The 21,920-nt window shown below is 38.0% G+C and carries 21 protein-coding genes; 3 read left to right on the top strand and 18 right to left on the bottom strand.

Features of this window, described 5'->3' with window-relative positions:
* Positions 1-67: 67 nt before the first annotated feature.
* Positions 68-1,495, bottom strand: a complete 1,428-nt coding sequence (lpdA, locus tag NYE73_RS15835; RefSeq protein WP_054549169.1) for a dihydrolipoyl dehydrogenase — start codon at positions 1,493-1,495, stop codon at positions 68-70.
* A 177-nt stretch (positions 1,496-1,672) separates the two neighbouring features.
* The gene (locus tag NYE73_RS15840) at positions 1,673-2,767 is read right to left on the bottom strand and encodes a Leu/Phe/Val dehydrogenase (RefSeq protein ID WP_048392303.1); all 1,095 of its coding nucleotides are present in this window, start codon (positions 2,765-2,767) and stop codon (positions 1,673-1,675) included.
* Between the two features lie 387 nt (positions 2,768-3,154).
* Between NYE73_RS15840 and NYE73_RS15845 the strand changes: the two genes are divergently transcribed.
* On the top strand, positions 3,155-3,391 hold the full coding sequence (locus NYE73_RS15845) for a DUF2627 domain-containing protein (protein WP_004231186.1): 237 nt from the start codon (positions 3,155-3,157) through the stop codon (positions 3,389-3,391).
* 47 nt (positions 3,392-3,438) lie between these two features.
* Here NYE73_RS15845 and NYE73_RS15850 read toward each other — a convergent pair whose 3' ends face one another.
* The 15 genes from NYE73_RS15850 to nusB form a co-directional block, all read right to left on the bottom strand.
* Entirely contained in the window at positions 3,439-4,167 is a 729-nt protein-coding gene (locus tag NYE73_RS15850; RefSeq protein ID WP_054549168.1) for a glycerophosphodiester phosphodiesterase, read from the bottom strand.
* Positions 4,160-5,731, bottom strand: coding sequence for a DUF342 domain-containing protein (locus NYE73_RS15855; RefSeq protein ID WP_259950888.1), 1,572 nt, complete (start codon positions 5,729-5,731; stop codon positions 4,160-4,162). Before NYE73_RS15855 ends, NYE73_RS15850 begins: the two co-directional genes overlap by 8 nt.
* Positions 5,732-6,009: 278 nt before the next feature.
* Positions 6,010-6,228, bottom strand: coding sequence for a hypothetical protein (locus NYE73_RS15860; RefSeq protein WP_340815613.1), 219 nt, complete (start codon positions 6,226-6,228; stop codon positions 6,010-6,012).
* A 265-nt stretch (positions 6,229-6,493) separates the two neighbouring features.
* The gene (spo0A, locus tag NYE73_RS15865; RefSeq protein ID WP_016993890.1) at positions 6,494-7,285 is read right to left on the bottom strand and encodes a sporulation transcription factor Spo0A; all 792 of its coding nucleotides are present in this window, start codon (positions 7,283-7,285) and stop codon (positions 6,494-6,496) included.
* Between the two features lie 384 nt (positions 7,286-7,669).
* Positions 7,670-8,617: a SpoIVB peptidase S55 domain-containing protein gene (locus NYE73_RS15870; protein ID WP_048392300.1), complete on the bottom strand. Its 948-nt coding sequence runs from the start codon at positions 8,615-8,617 to the stop codon at positions 7,670-7,672.
* A 122-nt stretch (positions 8,618-8,739) separates the two neighbouring features.
* The gene (gene recN / locus NYE73_RS15875) at positions 8,740-10,431 is read right to left on the bottom strand and encodes a DNA repair protein RecN (RefSeq protein ID WP_048392299.1); all 1,692 of its coding nucleotides are present in this window, start codon (positions 10,429-10,431) and stop codon (positions 8,740-8,742) included.
* Between the two features lie 33 nt (positions 10,432-10,464).
* The gene (ahrC, locus tag NYE73_RS15880; RefSeq protein WP_004231170.1) at positions 10,465-10,914 is read right to left on the bottom strand and encodes a transcriptional regulator AhrC/ArgR; all 450 of its coding nucleotides are present in this window, start codon (positions 10,912-10,914) and stop codon (positions 10,465-10,467) included.
* Positions 10,915-11,014: 100 nt separating this feature from the next.
* A complete protein-coding gene (locus NYE73_RS15885; RefSeq protein ID WP_004231167.1) occupies positions 11,015-11,833 on the bottom strand; it encodes a TlyA family RNA methyltransferase in 819 nt (272 codons plus the stop codon).
* Positions 11,833-13,734, bottom strand: a complete 1,902-nt coding sequence (gene dxs / locus NYE73_RS15890; protein ID WP_131522459.1) for a 1-deoxy-D-xylulose-5-phosphate synthase — start codon at positions 13,732-13,734, stop codon at positions 11,833-11,835. Before dxs ends, NYE73_RS15885 begins: the two co-directional genes overlap by 1 nt.
* Before the next feature lie 163 nt (positions 13,735-13,897).
* Positions 13,898-14,779 carry a polyprenyl synthetase family protein gene (locus tag NYE73_RS15895; RefSeq protein ID WP_115673382.1) on the bottom strand — a complete coding sequence of 294 codons (882 nt, stop codon included), beginning with the start codon at positions 14,777-14,779 and terminating at the stop codon, positions 13,898-13,900.
* A 3-nt stretch (positions 14,780-14,782) separates the two neighbouring features.
* The gene (locus NYE73_RS15900; RefSeq protein ID WP_259950886.1) at positions 14,783-15,016 is read right to left on the bottom strand and encodes an exodeoxyribonuclease VII small subunit; all 234 of its coding nucleotides are present in this window, start codon (positions 15,014-15,016) and stop codon (positions 14,783-14,785) included.
* Positions 15,013-16,371, bottom strand: a complete 1,359-nt coding sequence (gene xseA, locus NYE73_RS15905) for an exodeoxyribonuclease VII large subunit (protein WP_259950885.1) — start codon at positions 16,369-16,371, stop codon at positions 15,013-15,015. The genes NYE73_RS15900 and xseA overlap by 4 nt, the downstream gene beginning before the upstream one ends.
* A 230-nt stretch (positions 16,372-16,601) precedes the next feature.
* Entirely contained in the window at positions 16,602-17,417 is an 816-nt protein-coding gene (locus NYE73_RS15910; RefSeq protein ID WP_259950884.1) for an undecaprenyl-diphosphate phosphatase, read from the bottom strand.
* Between the two features lie 129 nt (positions 17,418-17,546).
* Positions 17,547-18,401 (bottom strand): bifunctional methylenetetrahydrofolate dehydrogenase/methenyltetrahydrofolate cyclohydrolase FolD, encoded by an 855-nt coding sequence (folD, locus tag NYE73_RS15915; RefSeq protein WP_054549163.1) that lies wholly within the window; start codon positions 18,399-18,401, stop codon positions 17,547-17,549.
* 31 nt (positions 18,402-18,432) lie between these two features.
* A complete protein-coding gene (gene nusB, locus NYE73_RS15920) occupies positions 18,433-18,816 on the bottom strand; it encodes a transcription antitermination factor NusB (protein WP_004231146.1) in 384 nt (127 codons plus the stop codon).
* 385 nt (positions 18,817-19,201) lie between these two features.
* Here nusB and NYE73_RS15925 point away from each other — a divergent pair, with 385 nt between their 5' ends.
* Both NYE73_RS15925 and NYE73_RS15930 read left to right on the top strand, forming a co-directional pair.
* Positions 19,202-20,104 (top strand): MerR family transcriptional regulator, encoded by a 903-nt coding sequence (locus tag NYE73_RS15925; protein ID WP_259950883.1) that lies wholly within the window; start codon positions 19,202-19,204, stop codon positions 20,102-20,104.
* 126 nt (positions 20,105-20,230) lie between these two features.
* Positions 20,231-21,400 carry an MFS transporter gene (locus NYE73_RS15930; RefSeq protein ID WP_048392291.1) on the top strand — a complete coding sequence of 390 codons (1,170 nt, stop codon included), beginning with the start codon at positions 20,231-20,233 and terminating at the stop codon, positions 21,398-21,400.
* Positions 21,401-21,495: 95 nt separating this feature from the next.
* On the opposite strand, the gene NYE73_RS15935 is transcribed toward NYE73_RS15930, so the two are convergent.
* Positions 21,496-21,906, bottom strand: coding sequence for an Asp23/Gls24 family envelope stress response protein (locus NYE73_RS15935; protein ID WP_004231142.1), 411 nt, complete (start codon positions 21,904-21,906; stop codon positions 21,496-21,498).
* Positions 21,907-21,920 lie beyond the last annotated feature (14 nt).

Below are 21,920 nucleotides of genomic sequence, written 5' to 3' on the forward strand. Positions count from 1 at the left end.
TATAGAGAAATAACTATCTTATCCTATATCCCCACATTTGGATATGTTAGTTATGAAATTCAGAAAATTAAAAATGGATAGCGCGATCATCCACTGCTAGAGCAGATTCCACTAACACCTCATTTAAGGATGGATGTGGATGAATTGCCTGACTAATTTCCCATGGTGTTGCATCTAACACTTTTGCTAAGGATGCTTCACCAATTAAATCTGTTACATGAGGCCCTACCATATGAATACCCAAAATATCATCTGTTTCTTCATCAGCAATAATTTTGACAAAGCCTTCTGTCTCTCCATTTACTAATGCTTTACCAATGGCCTTAAACGGGAATTTACCAATCTTTAATGAAAATCCTTGTTCTTTAGCAGCACTTTCTGTTAATCCAATGCTAGCAACTTCTGGATAGGAATAAACACATTTCGGTACTTTTAGTGCATCCAATGTCTCGGTTTTCCCTGTTGCTATATGCTCAATAGCTGAAAGCCCTTCATGAGAAGCAACATGCGCTAATTGTAAGCCACCAATCACATCTCCTATGGCATACATATGAGACTCTTTCGTTTGATAGGAACCATTCACTTTAATAAAGCCATTTTCCACTTCAATCTCTGTATTTTCTAGACCAATACCTTGCGTATTCGCCTCACGTCCTACACAAAGTAATAGTTTATCAGCCTCAAAAACTTCTTCTTTTTCATTCACTTGCGCAGAAATGAAAACGTTATCATTTTCAATTTTGAATGTATTTGTATCTAAGCGAGCATTCGTAACAATACGAACGCCTCGTTTCTCAAGTTGTTTCGTCACTTCTTTAACGATGTCCGCATCTTCAGCTGGTAAAATGGATGGACCATATTCTACTACTGTTACATATACACCAAAATCGCATAGCATAGATGCCCACTCAATTCCAATAACACCACCACCAACGATTAGGAGTGACTTTGGTAAACTTTCTAACTGTAATGCGTGGTCTGAATTCAGCACATATTGCCCATCTATCGTTAACCCTGCCATACCACGAGGCTTTGAGCCCGTTGCAATGACAACATTCGTAGGCACAAGCATTTCATTTTCATCGCCATTGGACATTTCTACAGATATTGTACCAGGCATAGGTGAGAAAATAGATGGACCCAAAATTCGCCCTGTACCATGATAAACATCTATTTTGCCTTTTTTCATCAGTGTATTCACACCTTGGCTTAATTGCTCAACGATTGCTTGTTTCCTAGCTTGAACTTTGTCAAATTGTAATGTTACACCTTCAATATCGACACCATATTCGCTAGCTGTTTTATTAGCCATACGATATACTTCGGCACTTCGGAGTAACGCTTTACTTGGAATACAGCCTTTATGCAAGCATGTACCTCCTAAACGCTCACGCTCTACAATGGCTGTTTTTAAGCCTAGCTGAGCAGCTCGGATGGCTGCAACATATCCACCTGTACCTCCACCTAAAATGACAACATCATAATTTTGAGCCATGTTTATTCCCCCTATTGAGAAAAGTGCTAAAGGATTCTATTAAACAATAACCAAGTGATTTTTTTAACAGTCAGTGCTTTAGAAAAACTTTAGCTTTACTTCATTAAAGCCCTAATTTCTTGTTGAAAATAGAAGAAGTCGACAATGCGACTTCTCTTCATGTATCAACTGTCTAAATTAGCGACCGTGTAAAATATTTTTTTCATTTTTTAAAAATTGGCTGCGCGATTTTGCTACGCGAGCGATACGTTCCTCAGCTAAGCGGTTCGCTGCCACATATGTTGGAATGCCATCTCGTTTTGAAATAGCAAAGATTTTTTCAATACTATCATAAATGCCATCAACGCGTTTCATTGCACGTTCACGATTATAGCCATATAATTCATCCGCAACGTTAATAACGCCACCAGCATTGATTACATAATCTGGTGCATAGACGATACCTAATTCATGTAGGTAGTCACCATGACGTGAATCTTTTAATTGGTTATTTGCAGAACCAGCAATCACTTTCGCTTTTAATTGCGGAATTGTTTCATCATTTAAAATTGCCCCTAATGCACAAGGTGAGAAGATATCTACTTCTTGCGCATAGATTTCATCTGGTGCCACTGCAATCGCGTCGAAGTCATTAACAACTCGATCAATAGCTGCCTGATTGATATCTGTTACAACAAGTTTTGCCCCTTCATTATGTAAATACTCGCAAAGCTTGTAGGCTACATTTCCTAGACCCTGTACAGAAACTTTTAATCCTTCTAGTGAGTCTGAACCGAATGCTTCTTTTGCAGCTGCCTTCATACCACGGTAAACACCATAAGCTGTTACTGGAGATGGGTTACCTGAAGAACCGAATGCAGGAGAAATTCCTGTTACATAATTTGTTTCTTCATGGATTAAATCCATATCTGATACCGTTGTACCTACATCTTCAGCTGTAATATAGCGGCCATTTAATCCTTGAATGAAACGACCTAACGCACGGAACATCTCTTCGTTTTTATCTTTAAATGGGTCACCAATAATGACCGTTTTTCCACCGCCAAGGTTTAAACCAGCTGCAGCATTTTTGTAAGTCATTCCTCGTGCTAAACGTAATGCATCTTCAATTGCATTTTCTTCCGACGCATACGTCCACATACGTGCTCCACCTAGTGCTGGTCCAAGTGTTGTATCATGGATAGCGATAACCGCTTTTAACCCTGATGCTTCATCTTGGCAAAATACCAATTGTTCGTAATCATACTTTTCCATATACTTGAAGATTTCCATGAAACTCGCCCCTTTGCTTTGGAAAGTGCATCCCCAAATGCCCATCCAATCAAGTTTTATCTAACAATCTAATCTTCATAGCGTCCTCACTCAGCAAATTCTGAGCTCCTATTCGGTAGTAGGTGTTTAGACCCTAATACTTAAAGAAGAAATTGTTTAGTAATGGATAATATTGCTCCACTTATTTTTACAATACTGACAAATTCACAATTTCGCAACTATTATTACATATTCTTATTTAAGTAAGAATTTTCTAAACATTCAGTTACAATTGCTACTTTCTGTCCTGTCACGTTTTTAGCTAAAAATATTATATTGGTTTATACCCTTCCTTGACATTCCCCCATCCACAGGTAAAATTAATCATAGGAATAAGGAGGGGTATACATGGCCCGTTTAGCTGCATTTATTGTAATGCTTATTCCAGGTCTTATGGCTGCAGGTGGCATTAAATTTATGCGTGATACATTATTTGGTAAGCTTATTTCACCATTCCCATTTTTATGGCTGCAATTTGTAGTTGGTGTCATTTTCTTCGTCATAGGCTTTGGTTTTTTCGCTGGATTTTTACTGCATCGCGATCGAAAAAACGGAAAAGTAGCACCACGCTTCCAAAAAAAATAAAAAAAGCTATCCAAATAAGTCATGCAAGACTTACTGGATAGCTCTTTTTATATCCGCTGCTGAGATGTGATAACTTTATCAGGATAATCCGTAATCCAACCAATAACAGAAGGGTGCGGATTAGTTAAAAATGGTTCCGTGCCATCAATAGCATAAAAACGACATGCTTTTTCACTTGTAACACAGGCCTCCAAATATCTTGGTTTGTAGTACCTTTTATGCATATGCACACTATCAGCCGCTTTATAATCAGCTAGAAGATCCCATTTTATTTTTTTCGTAGCAATAAGGGCCGTTTCAAATTCAGGTCTATGCTTTTTTACGATCTCTAAAAGCTCATAGTGAAAGGATGAAAAATGACTACCTTTTGGCAGAGCCAAGCCTCCAAGAAAATGAATTAGCCCACTCTTATTGTCCAATATCGTTGATTTTAATTCAATATTCAACGGCATCTGCTGTATATTTGCCCATGCTAAAACTGCCTCAAACGCTGGCATTTTATAGGACGAAAATAGACGTCTCCAAGGCTTGCCAAGTTTAAAGCGCAGAAGCTCCTCCATCGTACAATCGCTCACCAATTTATTGGTGCCTACTAACCTCGATAATTGTGGATCATGATACACTACAGGTAATCCATCTTTTGAGAATTGAATATCTAGTTCAATCCCATCAGCACCTAGCTCTAATGCCTTTTCAAAAGCTTGAAAGGTATTCTCTAATGCATAAGCAGAAGCACCTCGATGTGCAAAAACAGGGATAAAAGCTGCCTTAGACATTTAACTCACCAAATTCTAGTAGGAATTTACCATTCGTCATTTTGCTTAATAAAGATGATTTTCTACCAATTTGAATATAAGTTCCAGGGTGCGCCTCTTTTGTCACAATAATCTCTTCTTTCCCTACATGACGCATTTCATCCATTAATAGTTTTATTTCACGATCTAATGTAATCGCTTCAGCCTTTAATTTAGTTAAGGCTTGTTTTGTTACCTCAAATGACGCTGATTGTTCTTTGGACATTTGATTGAGAAAAGGTAATAAATTTTTCATGCTATTCTCGTTTGCTGAAATCTCTGTTTGCAATTGTTTTAGCTGTGCTGCTTTTTCCTGCATCACGGTGTTATTTTCCTGCTTATTAATACTTTCTATTATTAAATCTGTTCGACGCTCTAATCGGTTTCCTGAAATGGCCGTAACAATCGTATTTTTAGCTACTGCACGTCCCCCAATAATTTTACCTTTTCGTTCATCCACATATATTGAATGAGCAGAAAGTTGTGAACCTAGTGCGTAAAAACCAATATGAATACTATTAGCTGCAAATAAATTTGCTTCATTTACATGTTTAACAAATATATTGCCACCTGCTTCTACCACTGTTGAACCAAGACCAAAGATGCCCCCACGAATATATACATCACCCTCAATGGATTTAATAAGCTTGGCACCGCTTACACCCTCAGCCCCTTCAATGGAAATATCGCCAGTCGCAATAACTGTATAGCCATTTGTTACTGTACCTTTAATACTAAGTGAACCATTAAATTCAAGGTTACCTGTTTCTACTCCTACATCACCATTTATAGGAAGGTGCCTGTTTACACCAATCATGCCTTTGACATCATCTAAAACGCCAGCAATTTTCGAGCGAATGACGATTTTTCCGTCTTCTTCCACTTCATAGGCAGATTTTGTATCATATTTAATAGGATAATCTCGTCCAGGTACAGCAGCAACTTCTTGACCTAGCACATTTTTCCCTGGTTTACCTAATGTAGCAGGAATTTTTTCACCTAGCCAAGAGCCTTCTGAAATTTCCGAAATAAAATTCATATCATAGTAATCCGCTTTACCGTCTTCACGAATGACTGGCTTTCTCTCGGGTTTAGGTAAGTATGTAATTTGTGCATCTATTCCTGCTATTGGTTGCTCACCTTGAGCAATTAAGAATGCTTTTCCTGGTTCAGCCTTCAATATATCAAAATCTAATATGCCATGTATAATTCCATTTTCATTGAGTGTTTCTCGGATTTGTTGTGTTAATTTTTCTTTATTATTTTGAATATAATCATGCGTTTCATATATAAAAACAGAGGCTGACATCTTATCACGTGCCACTTCTGCTTCAATGTTCGGAAGCCAGCGTCCAATTTCAACAGGATTGGTATTCTGGGTTGATAACACATTTTTTAAAATTGAAAAATTAGATAATTTCAGTCGTGGATGACTACGTAGGATACTATCAAATTCTTTTAATGGGAAACCTGCGCTAAAAGTAAGCATAAATACCTTGCCATTTTCCTCAGAAATTTCGAAGTTTTCATTTCGAACTAGAATCAAGCTACCTCCTCCTTCCCTCTATATGTAAGTATATACAATCCACTTACATTTGTTTAGAGACCATTGTCACTACCGAGAAAGAAAATAGTACCACTTAATCATTAAAATATAAGACAATATTTTATTTACCCTAAAAGATTATAGATATTTAGTACTAATAAATTGTTTGTTTTTGAGTTTTTTTATTAAAATTACCGATAAATTCAAAGTAATTCCATCAGGCTATTTTGAATATATCATCTTCCAAGTACAGGTATCCACGGGTGCTTCCCACTAAACTATAGGTCTGAATAGGTCTTTTTAACTAACAGCGTATTGATATTCCTTTCAATTCGGAAAGTAGAACCTAGTTGTATCAATTGCTGTCGATTCATATATTGCATACTTATTTTACCATCGAATGCTAAACGCACCTCAAATAGCTCTTCTGTTATCTGTGTGATTTCGAGTGAATTCATTCCCTCTAATTGAAAATTTATACTTTTTATTGTAATCACCTACTATAAGTTTGTAGAAAGGTCTCAAATGATTTTACTCTTCATCTTTAGAATATGACGTTAAATCCACTATACATGTATATATCGTGTATTTTTAGCTGATTTAGACGTTCTTTTAACGATTTCAATGTTAAAGGTCAGCCACAGAAATTTCCACATTATTTGTTCAAGTAACAAAAAAAGCGCCCCCTTAAACTATAGATTTAAAAAGGCGCTGTACTATGCGAAGTATAATTGCTGTATATGTTAATGATTTATATCGGTACTAGCTAGCCATCATATCAATACGAATTTTGTCAGCGATCATGGCGATGAATTCGCTATTTGTTGGTTTGGATTTCAAGTGATGGACTGTATAGCCAAACATTGACGAAATGGATTCATAATTGCCACGATTCCAGGCTACCTCTATGGCGTGACGAATCGCACGTTCCACGCGGGATGGTGTCGTATTAAATTTTTTAGCGATTTCTGGATATAAAATTTTTGTCACAGATCCTAATAATTCAATATCCTCAAAGACCATTTGAATGGCTTCACGCAAATAGGAGTAGCCCTTAATATGTGCAGGGACACCGATTTCTTTGATGATGGCTGTAATCGTACTGTCTAATTGATGCTGATTTAATTTTTGAGGTACTGTCGGTTGTAATACGCTTGTCTTTTTCGGAAGTGTCGCCTTCTGTCCAGCACAATGTAAAATCTTTTGTACCAATTGGTCGAATTCAAAGGGCTTTAGCATGAAATAAGAAGCTCCTAAATCCACCGCCTGTTTCATGACATCCTCTTGGCCAAAAGCCGTTAGCATAATGACTTGAATTGATGACATTTTCTCATTTTGATACATGGACTCTAATACAGCTAAACCGTCAAGATGAGGCATTATTATATCTAGAAGTAAAATATCTGGTGTAAATTCCTCAAGCATTTGTAGACATACTTTTCCATTTGAAGCAGTTGCAATAATTTCTATTTCGGCATGTCCTTGAAAATACTGCTCCATTGTTTTTAATAACTCACGATTATCATCTGCAATCGCTACTTTTACCTTTGTCATTTCAATTCCTCCTTCTGGACTTGCTTTGAACACCTCAAAGCGATAACCTAAACCCCTAAATGCCGTTTTTGGCACACTGTGGAATTTTCGACATTTTTGTTTTAAAAACCTTTTCTATTTCCAAAAATGAGTATGTAGTCCGATACTTTCTTTTAATATCGACAAGTTACGCTAAATGACGCGACTTGTCGAATGCTCTTATAACTTATTTTAGATAAATTTAGTAGATAAAACTACAGTTTTTTTAAATATCATGCCTTCTTCAGGAAATTATCGGAAATACATGTTGGATTCGATGAAATAAGGGTAAAAAATCCGTGTAGTTTCCCGCGGCTTTTGTCCTGCCTGGGGAAAATTAAACGGATTTTTACCTTTCATACCTTTTTATGAAGACCTTCTTAACATTTCCGCTACTGTTAGCGCTGCACCTTTTTTCGGCTCCTCCACAAACATATGTGTCACAGCACCGACAAAACGACCGTCTTGGATAATAGGACTGCCACTCATTCCCTGCAAAATGCCACCTGTTTTTTCAATGAGCTTCTCGTCAGATACTATAAATTCAAGGCGTTCATTTTCCACTTTGGTAATTTCTATTGAAAAGGTTTCCACCTTACTGCCTTCAATGGCTGTATAGATTTCAGCTTTCCCCGTTTTTATATCTTTTTCATGCATAATTTCTATCGCTTTGGGTAATCTTTGTTGATAACCGTCTTCCCAGCGGCCAAAAATACCATAAATAGTATTTTTATCTATACTACCTAGACGTTCTTGATGCTTTTCAATGGAGGAAATTTTATAGCCAGGTTGGCCTGGTGTGCTTTTTCGGATTTGCTGAATAGAAGCTAAAAAAATGGAGCCAGCTCTAAAAACAGGGGCTTCTTGTAGGGTTGAATCGACAATTTGATGACCTAGTGCACCGTAATTTTTTGTCTCTGGATCAATATAAGTCAGTGTTCCTACTCCATCTGTTTCATCTTTTAAAAAGGAAATGACATGCTCTGCTTCTTGGTTTTGTAATTCCAATGTAATTTGTTGGCCTTCACTATTGATCGTCCATGTCTGTTGGCCATCTTTTGCCACAGCCTGCTTGGCATCAGCAAGAGATTTTACTGGTATATCGTTTATTTTTTCAATAACAGCGCCTCCTTTCATCCACTGATTGGAAGCTAACAGTACATCGTGTGCGACAAATACATGGGACAATTGAAGTTGAATTCCAATTGCTTCGCCCATTGGTATAAGCTTTTTGGCGGCTAAAGCTTGTATAGGCAACACTAATAAAAAGATGAGCATAGGCAAAATGACTAATTGACGCCAATGACGATTCATACGACACCTCCTTTTCATTTTTGTCTTTTTACTATGTGTTGTTGTGACGTTCTTATAAGCGGTAAATATTTGCGCAAAATGAAAAAAGCCAGAAACAGCTGAAACTGTTTCTGGAATAATGGTTAACGCATTTGTTTTTTTCGTTCATCTGCCATTTTTAAAAGCTCCGTGGCATGCTGTAGTGTCAACGCTGTAATTTCCGTTCCAGACATCATACGGCTAACTTCCTCTATACGAGCATCTTGATCAATCTCTGATAAGGAAGTAAACGTTCGATCATGCTCGACTTCTTTTTTAATGAAGTAATGATGATCAGCCATCGCTGCAACTTGAGGTAAATGTGAAATACATAAAACTTGAGAATTAACAGAAATCGCGGCAATTTTCTCTGCAATCGCCTGCGCAACCCGACCACTGACACCTGTATCCACCTCATCAAAGATAATGGAAGTAATTCCATTGGAAGAAGAGAAAATGGTTTTCAACGCTAGCATCATTCGTGATAATTCTCCACCTGATGCAATTTTCGGTAAAGACTTTGGTGGTTCCCCAACGTTTGTGGAAATGTAGAAGATAATTTGATCTTTCCCATTGGCATCAAAATAGGGTAATTCATCGAAATTGACAATAAATTTTGCTTTTTCCATATGTAATTCACGTAACTCTGCCATAATTGCTTCACTCAATTGTTGTGCTGCAGCTTTACGTACAGTTGAAAGTTCACTAGCCAGCTCATTGAGTACAGCTTCCATCTCTATCACACGTCGTTCTTTCACCTGCAAAATCTCATCACGATTCAACAGCTCATTTAACTCGTTTTTAATTTTTTCATAATAAGCCAAGATCTCTTCCACTGTCGTACCATATTTGCGTTTTAAAGTTTGCAACAACGCTAAACGCTGCTCAACCTCGTTTAAACGTGCAGGGTCAAATTCCAATTCATCTAACACATTTTTGACCTGATAGGCTGCATCCTGTAATGCATAAAACGCAGTTGTCACTGCCTCAGATGATTCTTTGAATTGCTCATCAACCGTTGCAGCATCTTCTAAAGCACCCATTGCTGTTCCGATCCAATCAAGCCCTTTCGTTTCGCCCTGAATGGCTTCATAGGCTGCACTAGAACGTTCAAAAATTTTATTAAAATTCATCAAACGACGGCGTTCGTCTAGAAGCTCGTCTTCCTCACCTAACTTTAAATTAGCTTCGTCCAACTCTTTAATTTGAAATTGATACAAATCGATACGTTGTGCCATCAACTGCTCATCAATGGATATAGAAGCTAAGTCTTTTTTGAGCAAACGGTATTCATCATATTGGGCGCGATAGTTTTTTTGAATCGGCGACAGCTCTTCTTCTGCAAACTGATCAAGCAAATTGATGTGCTGCTTTTCATCCATTAGCTCTTGATTTTCATGTTGGCCATGAATATCTATGAGACTTGCCCCAATGTCTCTTAGTACCGACAAAGGCACGAGCTTACCATTCACTCGGCAAATACTTTTACCGGTATCATTCAAATCACGACGTAAAATAATTGTATCTTCTTCTATTTCAATGCCTGCTTCTTCTAACTTTTTCAGAACAGGATGAACTGAACTCGAAATTTGAAATAAGCCACCCAATTCTGCTTTTCTTGCGCCATGACGAATAAATTCAGTGTTGCCTCGTCCTCCTGCAAGTAAATGCACCGCATCAATGATAATAGATTTTCCGGCACCTGTTTCCCCAGTGAGAACTGTTAAGCCTTCTAAAAAGCTGACAGTCAAATCCTCAATGATGGCAAAGTTTCGAATACTAAGCTCTCTTAACACAAATTGTCACCTCTAAATCAAATTAACCATTTTTTATAGCATGTCTAATAAACGATTTTTTGTATTTTCACGCTCATTTTCATTTCGACAAATAATTAAAATGGTATCATCTCCAGAAATTGTACCTAAAATTTCCGGCCAATCTAAATGGTCAAGTAGGGAAGCAATGGCATTCGCATTCCCAGGAAGAGCTTTCATGACTAAAAAATGTGATGCCCCATCAATACTTACAAAAGCATCCGCTAATGCACGATGTAATTTTTGGACTGGATTGAAACGTTGATCTGCGGGTAGGCTATATTTATAACGCCCATCCTGTAATGGTACTTTTACTAAATGAAGCTCTTTAATATCTCGTGATACTGTAGCTTGTGTCACATTATAGCCTGCTTCTTTTAAAAAATCGACTAAATCATCTTGTGTTTCAATTTCATGATTGGCGATAATATCCCGAATCCGTATATGTCGTTGTCCCTTATTCAACGAAATCACCTCTTATAAATAATTGTATATGTGTATAATCACACTACCATTTTCAACAAAAAAGCACAAGAAAAAACACGGCTCTATAAGCGAGCACGTGTTATTTTAATGAATTATGCGCTTCTTCAACGAGTGCATTAAAAGCTGTATATGCAGGTAGCACTTCTTGTCCAATAGGATTCACTAAATGGAATAAAAATTCAATATTTCCTTCTCCACCTGTGATTGGAGAGAATGAAGCATCTTTTACTACAAAACCAACCTCAGTTGCCATTGCAGCCGTTTTTTCCAAAACTTCTAAATGTACTTTTTTATCACGAACAATTCCTTTTTTACCTACTTTATCTTTCCCAGCTTCAAACTGAGGTTTCACCAATGCCATAACATCCCCACCTGGCAGCAATAATGTTTTTAATACTGGTAAAATCAGTGATAACGAAATAAAGCTAACATCGATTGTTGCAAAATCAGGTAAACCTTCTGATAAATCAGCTGCCGTTGTGTAGCGAAAATTCGTTTTCTCCATTACTGTCACTCGTTCATCAGAGCGAATTTTCCATGCTAATTGGTTCGAACCAACATCTAGTGCATAGCAATGTCTTGCACCATGTTGTAAGGCACAATCTGTAAAGCCACCTGTAGAGGAGCCAATGTCAAGCATTAGCTTCCCTTCTACAGACATATCAAAAATTTGTAGCGCCTTTTCTAATTTAAGGCCTCCACGACTCACATATTTTAAATCTGAGCCCTTTACTTGTAGCGGTGCATCCACGGCAATTTTCTCGCCTGCCTTATCAATTCGTATTTCATTTGAAAAGACAAGGCCTGCCATAATGGACCGTTTTGCTTTTTCTCTTGTTTCACATAGTCCACGCTCTACAAGTAAAATATCTACACGTTCTTTTGGTTGTTTTGTCATTATTTATTCAAACCCACTTGCTGTTTTTGTTGAAGTAATACATGCATACGTGCAACCGTATCTTCTGCTGTCATATGAATTTCTGCGAGTAGCTGATCTACGTTGCCATGCTCAATATATTGATCTGGGATGCCCATTCGATCAACTAGCGCATTTAAATAGCCGTGGTCATGAGCAAACTCTAATACACCACTACCAAATCCACCTTGTAGAACAGCTTCTTCAATTGTTAAAATCGGTTTTTGACTAGATAATATACGGTGTAGCACATCCTCATCCATCGGTTTGATAAAGCGTGCATTGACCACTTCAATATCGATTCCTTGTTGCGCAAGCATTTCAGCAGCAGCCATTGCCATTGGAATCGTTGTTCCAAATGTCAAAATAGATGCATCTTTCCCCTCACGTAAAACTTCCCAGCTACCAATTGGTAAAGCTATAAGCTCATCATCTAATGGCACACCAATTCCATTACCACGTGGATAACGAAGTGCAATAGGACCACCATCATAATCAATTGCTGTTTTTACCATATGTTGCCCTTCATTCTCATCCTTTGGCATCATGATTGTCATGTTTGGAATATGACGAAGGAAAGCAATATCAAATACACCTTGATGTGTTTCCCCATCTGCTCCCACTAAACCAGCCCGATCAATACCAATAAAGACATTTAAATTCGGGCGAGCAATATCATGCAATACTTGGTCATATGCACGTTGCAGGAAGGTAGAATAAATCGCTAAAAATGGCTTCATCTTTTGCGTAGCTAATCCTGCAGCCATCGTTGCCGCATGCTGCTCCGCAATCCCTACATCAAAGAAACGATTTGGGAAGTCCTTTTGAATACCTTGTAGCTTTGAACCTACAGGCATGGCAGGTGTAATCGTTACCACACGCTCATTTTCATGAGCAATTTTACGAACCGTCTCAGCAATTAAACTACTCCAAGCTGGTCCAGTAGTCTCAGACTTCACAAAGGCACCATTTTCAATTTTATAAGGACCTGTTCCATGCCAATTCCCGATTGTATCATCTTCGGCTGGTTTATAGCCCTTTCCTTTTTTCGTAATAACATGAACAAGGACTGGCCCTTTTACTTTTTTCGCATGTGATAATGTCATTTCAAGCGCTTCAAAATCATGTCCATCAATTGGACCAAGATATTTAAAACCTAGCTCCTCAAAAAACACTCCAGATACTACTAAATATTTTAAGCTATCTTTTACGCGTTCAACAGTAGAGGCAAGCTTTCCACCTAATACAGGAATCTTATTAATAAGTGATTCCAGCTCTTCCTTGGCTTTTGAGTACTCCTTGGCTGTACGTAAACGACCTAAAACATTGTGTAATGCGCCAACATTTGGTGCAATCGACATTTCATTATCGTTGAGGATGACAATCATATTTGTTTTTGCATGGCCAATATGATTTAATGCCTCAAGTGCCATACCACCTGTTAAAGCCCCATCACCAATAATAGGGATAACAAAGTTGTTTTCTTTTTTTATATCACGTGCTGCTGCCATACCCATGGCTGCTGATAAAGATGTCGAGCTATGACCTGTTTCCCACTCATCATGTTCACTCTCCACGCGCTTTGGAAATCCACAAAGCCCTTTGAACTGACGTAGTGTGTCAAATTGACTCGCACGACCTGTTAAAATTTTATGCACGTAAGCTTGGTGGCCAACATCCCACAAAAACTTATCTTTAGGACTGTCAAACATTTTATGCAGCATCATCGTTAACTCAACTACGCCTAAATTCGGCCCGATATGCCCACCTGTGACAGAACATTTTTCGATTAAGAAGGTACGAATTTCTTGGGCAAGCTGCTCAAGCTCCTTCTTATTTAAGTTTTTTAAAAAGGATGGACTAGTTATTTTATTTAAATCCACCTTTCTCACACACCTTTTCAATAAAATATTCACCGCAATTGTGTTTCCACCATTATAGCAGTGTTATCAATATGCTAAAAGTACGAGCACTTCATTGTTTACATATTGCAAACGTTCCCACCTATTCTAGCATATTCTTTTCCTTCAACGCCTTGATTTTCTCTTAGTTTTTACGATGAACTATATAAGCAGCAAAGTCACGTAATAGGCTGACATCTATTGGTAATTGATCGAGTGCGTTAATGGCATGTTGATAATGCTCAGCAAGCTTTTCTTTTGCTCCCTCTAGGGTTAAGAGTGCTGGATAAGTGCTTTTATCACTAGCGACATCTTTTCCAGCTGTTTTTCCTAGTTCTTCAGTCGTTCCCTCAATATCTAAAATATCGTCTTGAATTTGGAAAGCTAAACCAATATGATGCGCATATTCTTTCAATGTAGCACGGTCTTGTGCTGATACATCTGCAAGTACGGCTCCCGCTTCAATACTAAAACGCAATAAAGCACCTGTTTTATTGACATGGACTTGTTCCAATTCAGCTAAATTAAGCTGACGTTGCTCCCCTTCCATATCTAGTACTTGACCACCAACCATGCCTTCTGCACCTGCTGCAACGCTTAGCAACTGGACAAGCTCAATACGCTTTTCAGCAGAGATATCCATGCGTGCTAAAATGCCAAATGCCAGTGTGTTTAATGCATCACCAGCAAGCGTAGCCAGCGCTTCTCCATAAACTTTATGATTTGTTGGCTTGCCTCTTCTAAAATCATCATTATCCATGCTTGGTAGATCATCATGGATTAAAGAATATGTGTGAATGATTTCAATAACCGAACCGACAATCAAACCGTCCTGAAGATTTTCACGGTAAAGTTCTAGTACTGCTAACACAAAAAGCGGACGAATTCGTTTACCCCCTGCCTTTAATGAATAAAGCATGGATTCCTTTAAATCTGCTGGTGCATCAATTTGTTCAACAAGTGCAAACATCGTCTCTTCAATTTGTGGTGTATTGCTTTCAATAAAGTACTTTAATGGCTCATTCATTTCCTAATTCTCTCCCTTTAGTGGATCAAATGCTGTTGTTTCACCATTCTCTTGGACAATTGATACAAGCTGCTCCTCAGCATGTTGCAGCTTACTATGGCAAAACTTTGATAGCTCCATTCCTTGCTTGTATAAATCAATCGCATTTTCCAATGGCACATCACCCTGTTCTAACTGGCGAACGATTTCTTCTAGTGCCGTCATGGCTTCTGCAAATGTTTGTTGTTTTTCAATCACAACAATTCCCCCTCATTCTTTGGCAAGATATTCGTCACGTTAGCCACAACCTTTCCATCATGGAAAGTCAGTGTCAGTTGATCTTGCTTTTGCACCTCAGTGGATGATTTGATCATTTGCTGATCTTTAAATGCTACTGTAAATCCTCTTGTTAGAATGGACAGTGGATTTAAAGCTTCTAATGTTCTAACGGTTGACTCAAATTGTTGTTGCTTTTTTGCCACATAATACGTTGTAGCACGTGATAATTGTTGAACGCGCGCTTCAAGCTCTCTCTGATGAAAAGCAAGTGCCTTTTTGGGTGAATGTTGCTCCACCGTACTATGTAATTGTTGAAGTTGTGCAGCTTTTTTCATCAAGCTCACTTGCATTGCTGCTTGTAATCCTGACTCAAGCTGTGCCAATCTTTCTGTAAAAGGTCGATAAAGTCTTTCCGGCATTGACAATGGATAAGACTGCTGGAGCTTATTTAGACGTTGTCGCTCTGCCATAAGTTGCGACCTAACCATTTGATGTAGCTGTGATTTCTGCGTAAGCACGCGTTGGTAGAGATCCGCTTGATCGGGCACAGCCAACTCAGCAGCAGCTGTTGGAGTAGGTGCACGTAAATCGGCTACATAATCGGCGATCGTTGTATCTGTTTCATGGCCAACCGCACTAATAATAGGAATTCGGCTTTCAAAAATAGCTCTTGCCACAATTTCTTCATTAAAAGCCCATAAATCCTCGATGGAGCCTCCTCCTCGCCCGACAATCAACACATCACAGCTTGCCTCTTGATTAGCACGTTGAATATTTTGCACAATATTCGGTGCAGCCTGAGCTCCTTGTACAAGGGTTGGATAAATCAAAATTTCAGCAAGTGGGTAACGCCTCTTTAAGGTTGAACAAATATCCCGTATAGCTGCACCAGTTGTTGACGTGAGCACACCAATTTTTTCAGGAAATTTTGGTATCGGTTGCTTCCACTCAGGTTTAAAAAGACCTTCTTTTTGTAATTGCTCTTTTAATTGATTGAAGGCAACAAATAGGCTACCAATGCCATCCGGTTGCATTTCCTGTACATATAGCTGATAGGTTCCATAGCCTTCGTAAACGTTTACATCCCCTCGGATAAATACTTGCATACCTTCCTTTGGTTCAAACGCTAATTTGGTAGCCGCTGCTTTAAACATCGTCGCAGCTATTCGGGCACCATCATCCTTTAATGTAAAGTAAATATGGCCGGATTGATGAATTTTCACATTTGATAATTCACCTTTTACATACACTTCACGCAAATGTGGATCTGCATCGAATTTTCGTTTAATATATTTTGTTAACGCTTTTACTGTTAAATAAGAAGCAGAGGACATGTTTTCGGCTCCTTTACTAAAATCAAGTTTTTCACAAAACTACACCTATCATAACATTTTTTGCAGTCGTTGACGTGCCAAAATGCAGTTTCGATAGAAAAAATGACTGTCTTTCTTCTATCGAAAAACAACTATAACACATTCCTACACGTTCTCACTATTAGAAATCGTATATTATGAAAAATAACAAACAAAGCCCCATAACTTCATACGTTATGAGACTTTATATTTTAATAAAATAGTAATAAAAGAGTTCCTACAATAAAACAATAATACGTAAAGTAGCTAAGTTTGCCACTTTTCATAATGCCCATAAACCAACGCATCGCAAAATAAGTCATAATGAGTGTTGCCAAGAAAGTGGCGGCATATGGAAGAGCTAAGGCACCTTTATTCGGCTCGTCTAAAAAATCTGTAATGCCAAGGACTACCCCACCCAAACTTACAGGAATATAAAGCATAAAGGAAAAACGTAAGGCTGTATCCTGCTTCATCCCTACTGCTATGGCGGAAATAATCGTAGCTCCTGAACGGCTAATGCCTGGCGTTAAAGCAACTGCTTGCCCCAGCCCTACAATGATGGCATCTTTAGCACGTAAATCTGCATCTTTCTTCTTGCCACGCATATTACGAATTAACCATAATGCAGTCCCTGTCACAAATAGCATGAGCGCAATCGTTGTCATACTTATGTTATCTGCAATAACATCACTTAATAACACCCCTAAAACGCCAGCAGGAATTGAACCGATGACAATATAGAGAGCAAAGCGAAAATCTGCGTTATACCGCTTTTCTCTAGTTTTCAAGTAAAGAAAAAAATGACTGATCAGACGAACAATATCCTCACGATAAATATACATAATAGCAAGTAACGAAGCTGTATTGGTTAAGATGGCAAAAGTAAAACCTTGTTCACCTAGTCCCAGCATTTCGCTAGCAATCATTACATGTCCACTCGACGATACAGGAATTGGCTCTGTAAAGCCTTGGACAAGTCCAATAATGATATGCTTGACAATTAACATAATATCGATATTTTCCATAAAAACCTCCTCCTCAGTATGTATGTCCCAAACGTTACATTAGACGACATAATCGAAGAAAAGTTCTGAATTTACACAACAAAAAAGTCACCTCACACAATGTTGAGATGACTTTCTTCAAAAGGTTTTTTATTTTGCAAGCGTATTTTCAGCTGCTTGCACTGTGTTGAATAGTAACATTGTGATGGTCATTGGTCCTACACCACCTGGTACAGGCGTAATATGAGACGCAATTCCATCTACTTCTGCAAAGTTTACGTCACCGCATAATTTATTGTTGTCATCGCGATTAATGCCTACATCAATAACAACAGCCCCTTCTTTCACGTGCTCTTTCGTAATAAAGTTTGCACGTCCGACTGCGGCAATTAAAATATCTGCTTGTTTTGTAAATGAAGGTAAATCTGGCGTTTTAGAGTGTGTATAGGTTACCGTTGCATCCTTTTGTAAAAGTAGTTGTCCCATTGGTTTACCAACGATATGACTACGACCTACGATTACAGCATGCTTTCCTGCGATTTCAATTCCTGAATACTCAAGAAGCTTCATCACGCCAAACGGTGTACAAGGTAAAAATGTTTCTTGGCCAAGCATCATTTTCCCAACGCTTACAGGTGAGAATCCATCCACATCCTTCTCGACAGCAATCGTTGCAATGACTGTATCCTCATCAATATGTTTTGGGAGTGGTAATTGAACTAAAATACCATGAATATCCTCACGTTGATTTAAAAGCTCAATTTGTGCTAGTAATTCCTCTTGCGTTGTCTCTTCGGGTAATTTAATGAGTTCTGAAAACATACCAATCGCTTCACAAGATTTTTGTTTATTTCTCACATATGTAGCTGATGCCTGGTTGTCTCCAACTAACACAACCGCTAAACCAGGTGTCAATCCTCGCTCTTTTAAACGAATGACACGCTCTGCTACAGCATTACGAATTTCTTGACCAATCTCTTTACCATTAATAATTGCACTTGACATAAACCTTCGTTACTCCTTCCAATTCAACACATTATTCTTGTTCTGTAAATTTAGAAAGTACACCATTGACGAATTTAGATGAACTATCATCGCCAAATGTTTTACATAACTCGATTGCTTCGTTTAGTACTACTCTTTTTGGTGTTTCTGGCATGTATAACAATTCATATACAGCTAAACGTAAAACCGTTCTTTCAATTTTGGGTAGACGGGCAAGTGACCACTTTTCAAGATGCTGTTCTAATGTAGCATCGATTTCCTCCAAATGTTCAGCTGTTCCATTTACGATCTTTTCGTAGAAGGCATTGGTAGGTTGACCTTTAATATGGCCCATTGCTTCTTCAACTGTTAGATCCGTATTGTCTAGCTGAAACAAAACTTGCAACGCTTTTTCGCGTGCTTCATGTCGTTTCATGTAAAGCTCTCCTTCTTAAGTGGCATTAAGGTTTATAATAGCATAAAATCACATGAGAAACACGATTTCAAGCAAGTTTTCAATAATCTGAACCTTTTTCAAGGAACTTTTTGTTTAAGCCCACTTCTCATCGAATAGTGGTATTCCAAAAATGAATGTTTCCTGTTCGTAATGGTATAATAAAGAAAAAACGTTAGAGGTGTCACAATGCAAACTGAAGCTATATGTCTTAGCTGCAAAAAACATTTAAAATGGTTGACGGTGAAGAACAATATCAACAAATGAAGGAACGTACATCTCACCTATTTTACTGGGTGGATGCAAGCATAAAATTCGTTTTGATGCCATTCGAAACTTTTTTAGCTTTTATTAGTGGAGGCCATTTATGAAGGAACATTATTATACGATAGGTGAGGTTGCCAAACTTTCAAACTTATCGGTTCAGACATTACGTTATTATGATCAAATTGATTTATTTAAGCCTGCTTATATCGATACCTTCACCAATTATCGGTATTATAAAGGCAATCAGCTATTCTATTTAGACATTATAAAGTCCCTTAAATATATCGGCGTGACGCTCGATGATATAAAAAAAGCACTTAGATTAACCTCTGAGGAATTGCTTGATTTTTTAGCTCAGCAGGAGCTACGCATCAATGAAAAAATTTCACGTTTAAACGAAGCAAAAAATACCTTACTGAAAACAAAAAAGCAATTACAAGAGCAAATTGATATCCCAGTCTTCGGTGAGATTTATGTGCAAATAGAGGAAGCAATGCCCGTTCTTCAAGTAACCACTACTGAATTAACACCGACATCGAGCACCAGTACATACTATGCCACTTTAATTAAAATCATCGAAAAGGAAGGCAGTGTCTTAAACAGTCGTTATGGCTGTATTTTTCCACTAGAGCCTTATAAAGATGTCAATGACATCATTTATGATGCTATTTTCACTCCCCTATTAACGGAGCGCACATTTTCGCAGCTTTCACCAAACATACAACAAACCATTATTCCTGGCGGTAAATATGTATGCATTGCCTTTATTTACGATCCTGATACTTATTTTTCATTCTATGAAAAGTTGAGAAATCATGTATTAGCTCAGCAGGAACTATTTGAGTCGCAAGTGTATGAGCTATACATGCCAGCAACGCTCACTATGGAACAAGAAAAGAAATTTATAGTAGAATTAAAGATTAGGCAAAAACAAGAGACACAAAATTCCTCCGAAAAAGTAGTGGCGCATTCGTATAACTCTCAGCCAGAACTCCCAAACTGATAAAAATTTTTTAAAAAATAAAAACAAATCTTTTGACCCTATAGTTACTATAGGGTTTATCGTATTACATGGAAATATTCTAGTAGATTGAAAACATGTATCGCGAACAATTAGAAGGAGAAGTTTATGAGCAAGAAACAAAATATAACCTTAGCTATTTTATTATCTAATCTTTTCATTGCCTTTTTAGGGATTGGTTTAGTCATCCCTGTTTTACCAACCATCATGAATGAGCTACATATTTCTGGCTCTGTTGTTGGTTATATGGTGGCAGCCTTTGCCATTACACAATTAATTGCATCACCAATTGCAGGTAAGCTTGTTGATAATATTGGCCGCAAAGTTATGATTGTTGCAGGTCTTTTTATTTTTGGACTTTCTGAGTTTTTATTTGGGTTTGGTCGTTCTGTTGAAATTCTTTTTGTCTCTCGTATGTTAGGTGGCGTGAGTGCCGCTTTCATTATGCCAGCTGTAACCGCCTATATAGCTGATATTACGACATTGGCACAGCGCCCTAAGGCACTTGGCTATATGAGTGCAGCCATTAGCACAGGTTTTATTATCGGCCCTGGGATCGGTGGTTTTTTAGCTGAAATTGGTACACGTGTCCCATTTTATGCAGCTGGGGTACTTGGTCTGTTCGCAGCTATCCTGTCATTGCTGTTTTTAAAAGAGCCAACACGTGCTACAGACAATGAAGAAGTAGCACAATCCATGTTAGGTAGTGTCAAGCGTGTGTTTAGTCCACTCTACTTCATACCATTCATTCTTATTTTCGTGTTATCATTTGGCCTTGCTGCATTCGAATCATTGTTTAGCTTATTCGTCGATCACAAATTTGCGTTTACACCATCGGATATTGCCATAATTATTACAGGAAGTGGTATTGTTGGGGCACTAGCTCAATTAATACTATTTGATTGGCTGACAAAGAAAATGGGTGAGATTAATGTTATTCGTTACTCTCTAATCCTTTCAGCAGTATTAACATTTGCCATGACGATCGTGAGTCATTATTTTGCCATCCTATTCGTGACATTCTTTATTTTCGTAGGCTTCGATTTAATTCGACCTGCTGTTACTTCGTATTTATCGAAAATTGCCGGAAATGAACAAGGATTTGTTGGTGGCATGAACTCTATGTTTACAAGTCTTGGTAATATTTTTGGCCCAATTCTAGGTGGGGTATTGTTCGATATCAATCTGAACTATCCATACTACTTTGCTACAATCGTATTGGTGCTAGGCGTCATACTTGCTTTATTCTGGAGAAAGCCAAAGCATATAGAATTATAAAATAGCGATACATCCACATGAACATCCTAGAGAAATCCATATAAAAAGGACTGCCCTTTGATGAACGAATCATCATTGGGCAATCCTTTTCTTTTTTATTCATGCACTACTGTTTCTTCTTTTTCAAAGTGAATACCTGTAATATGCACATTTACTTCTGCTGTTTCTAGTGCCGTCATATTAAAAATAGCCTGACGGATTTGCGTTTGAACTTCTTTTGCTACTTTAGGAATGGCATATCCATATTTCACAGAGCAAAATACATCAATCGCAATTTCACCAGTTTCCGTTACACCTGATTTAATGCCTTTATTGTGTACTTTTTTACCGAAACGTTCCACGACACCCGTCGCAATATTTCCACGAGTTGCAGCAATGCCTTCTACTTCATTGACAGCAATCCCAGCCACAACCTCGATCACCTCTGCCGCTACCTCAATTTTTCCAAGCTCTTCTTTCCCAGAAGGTGTTGGTTGTACGAAAGATTGTCCTACTTTCTCTGCCATACAAATATCATCCT

It is taken from the genome of Lysinibacillus sp. FSL K6-0102 (assembly GCF_038003545.1).
Lineage (GTDB): Bacteria > Bacillota > Bacilli > Bacillales_A > Planococcaceae > Lysinibacillus > Lysinibacillus capsici.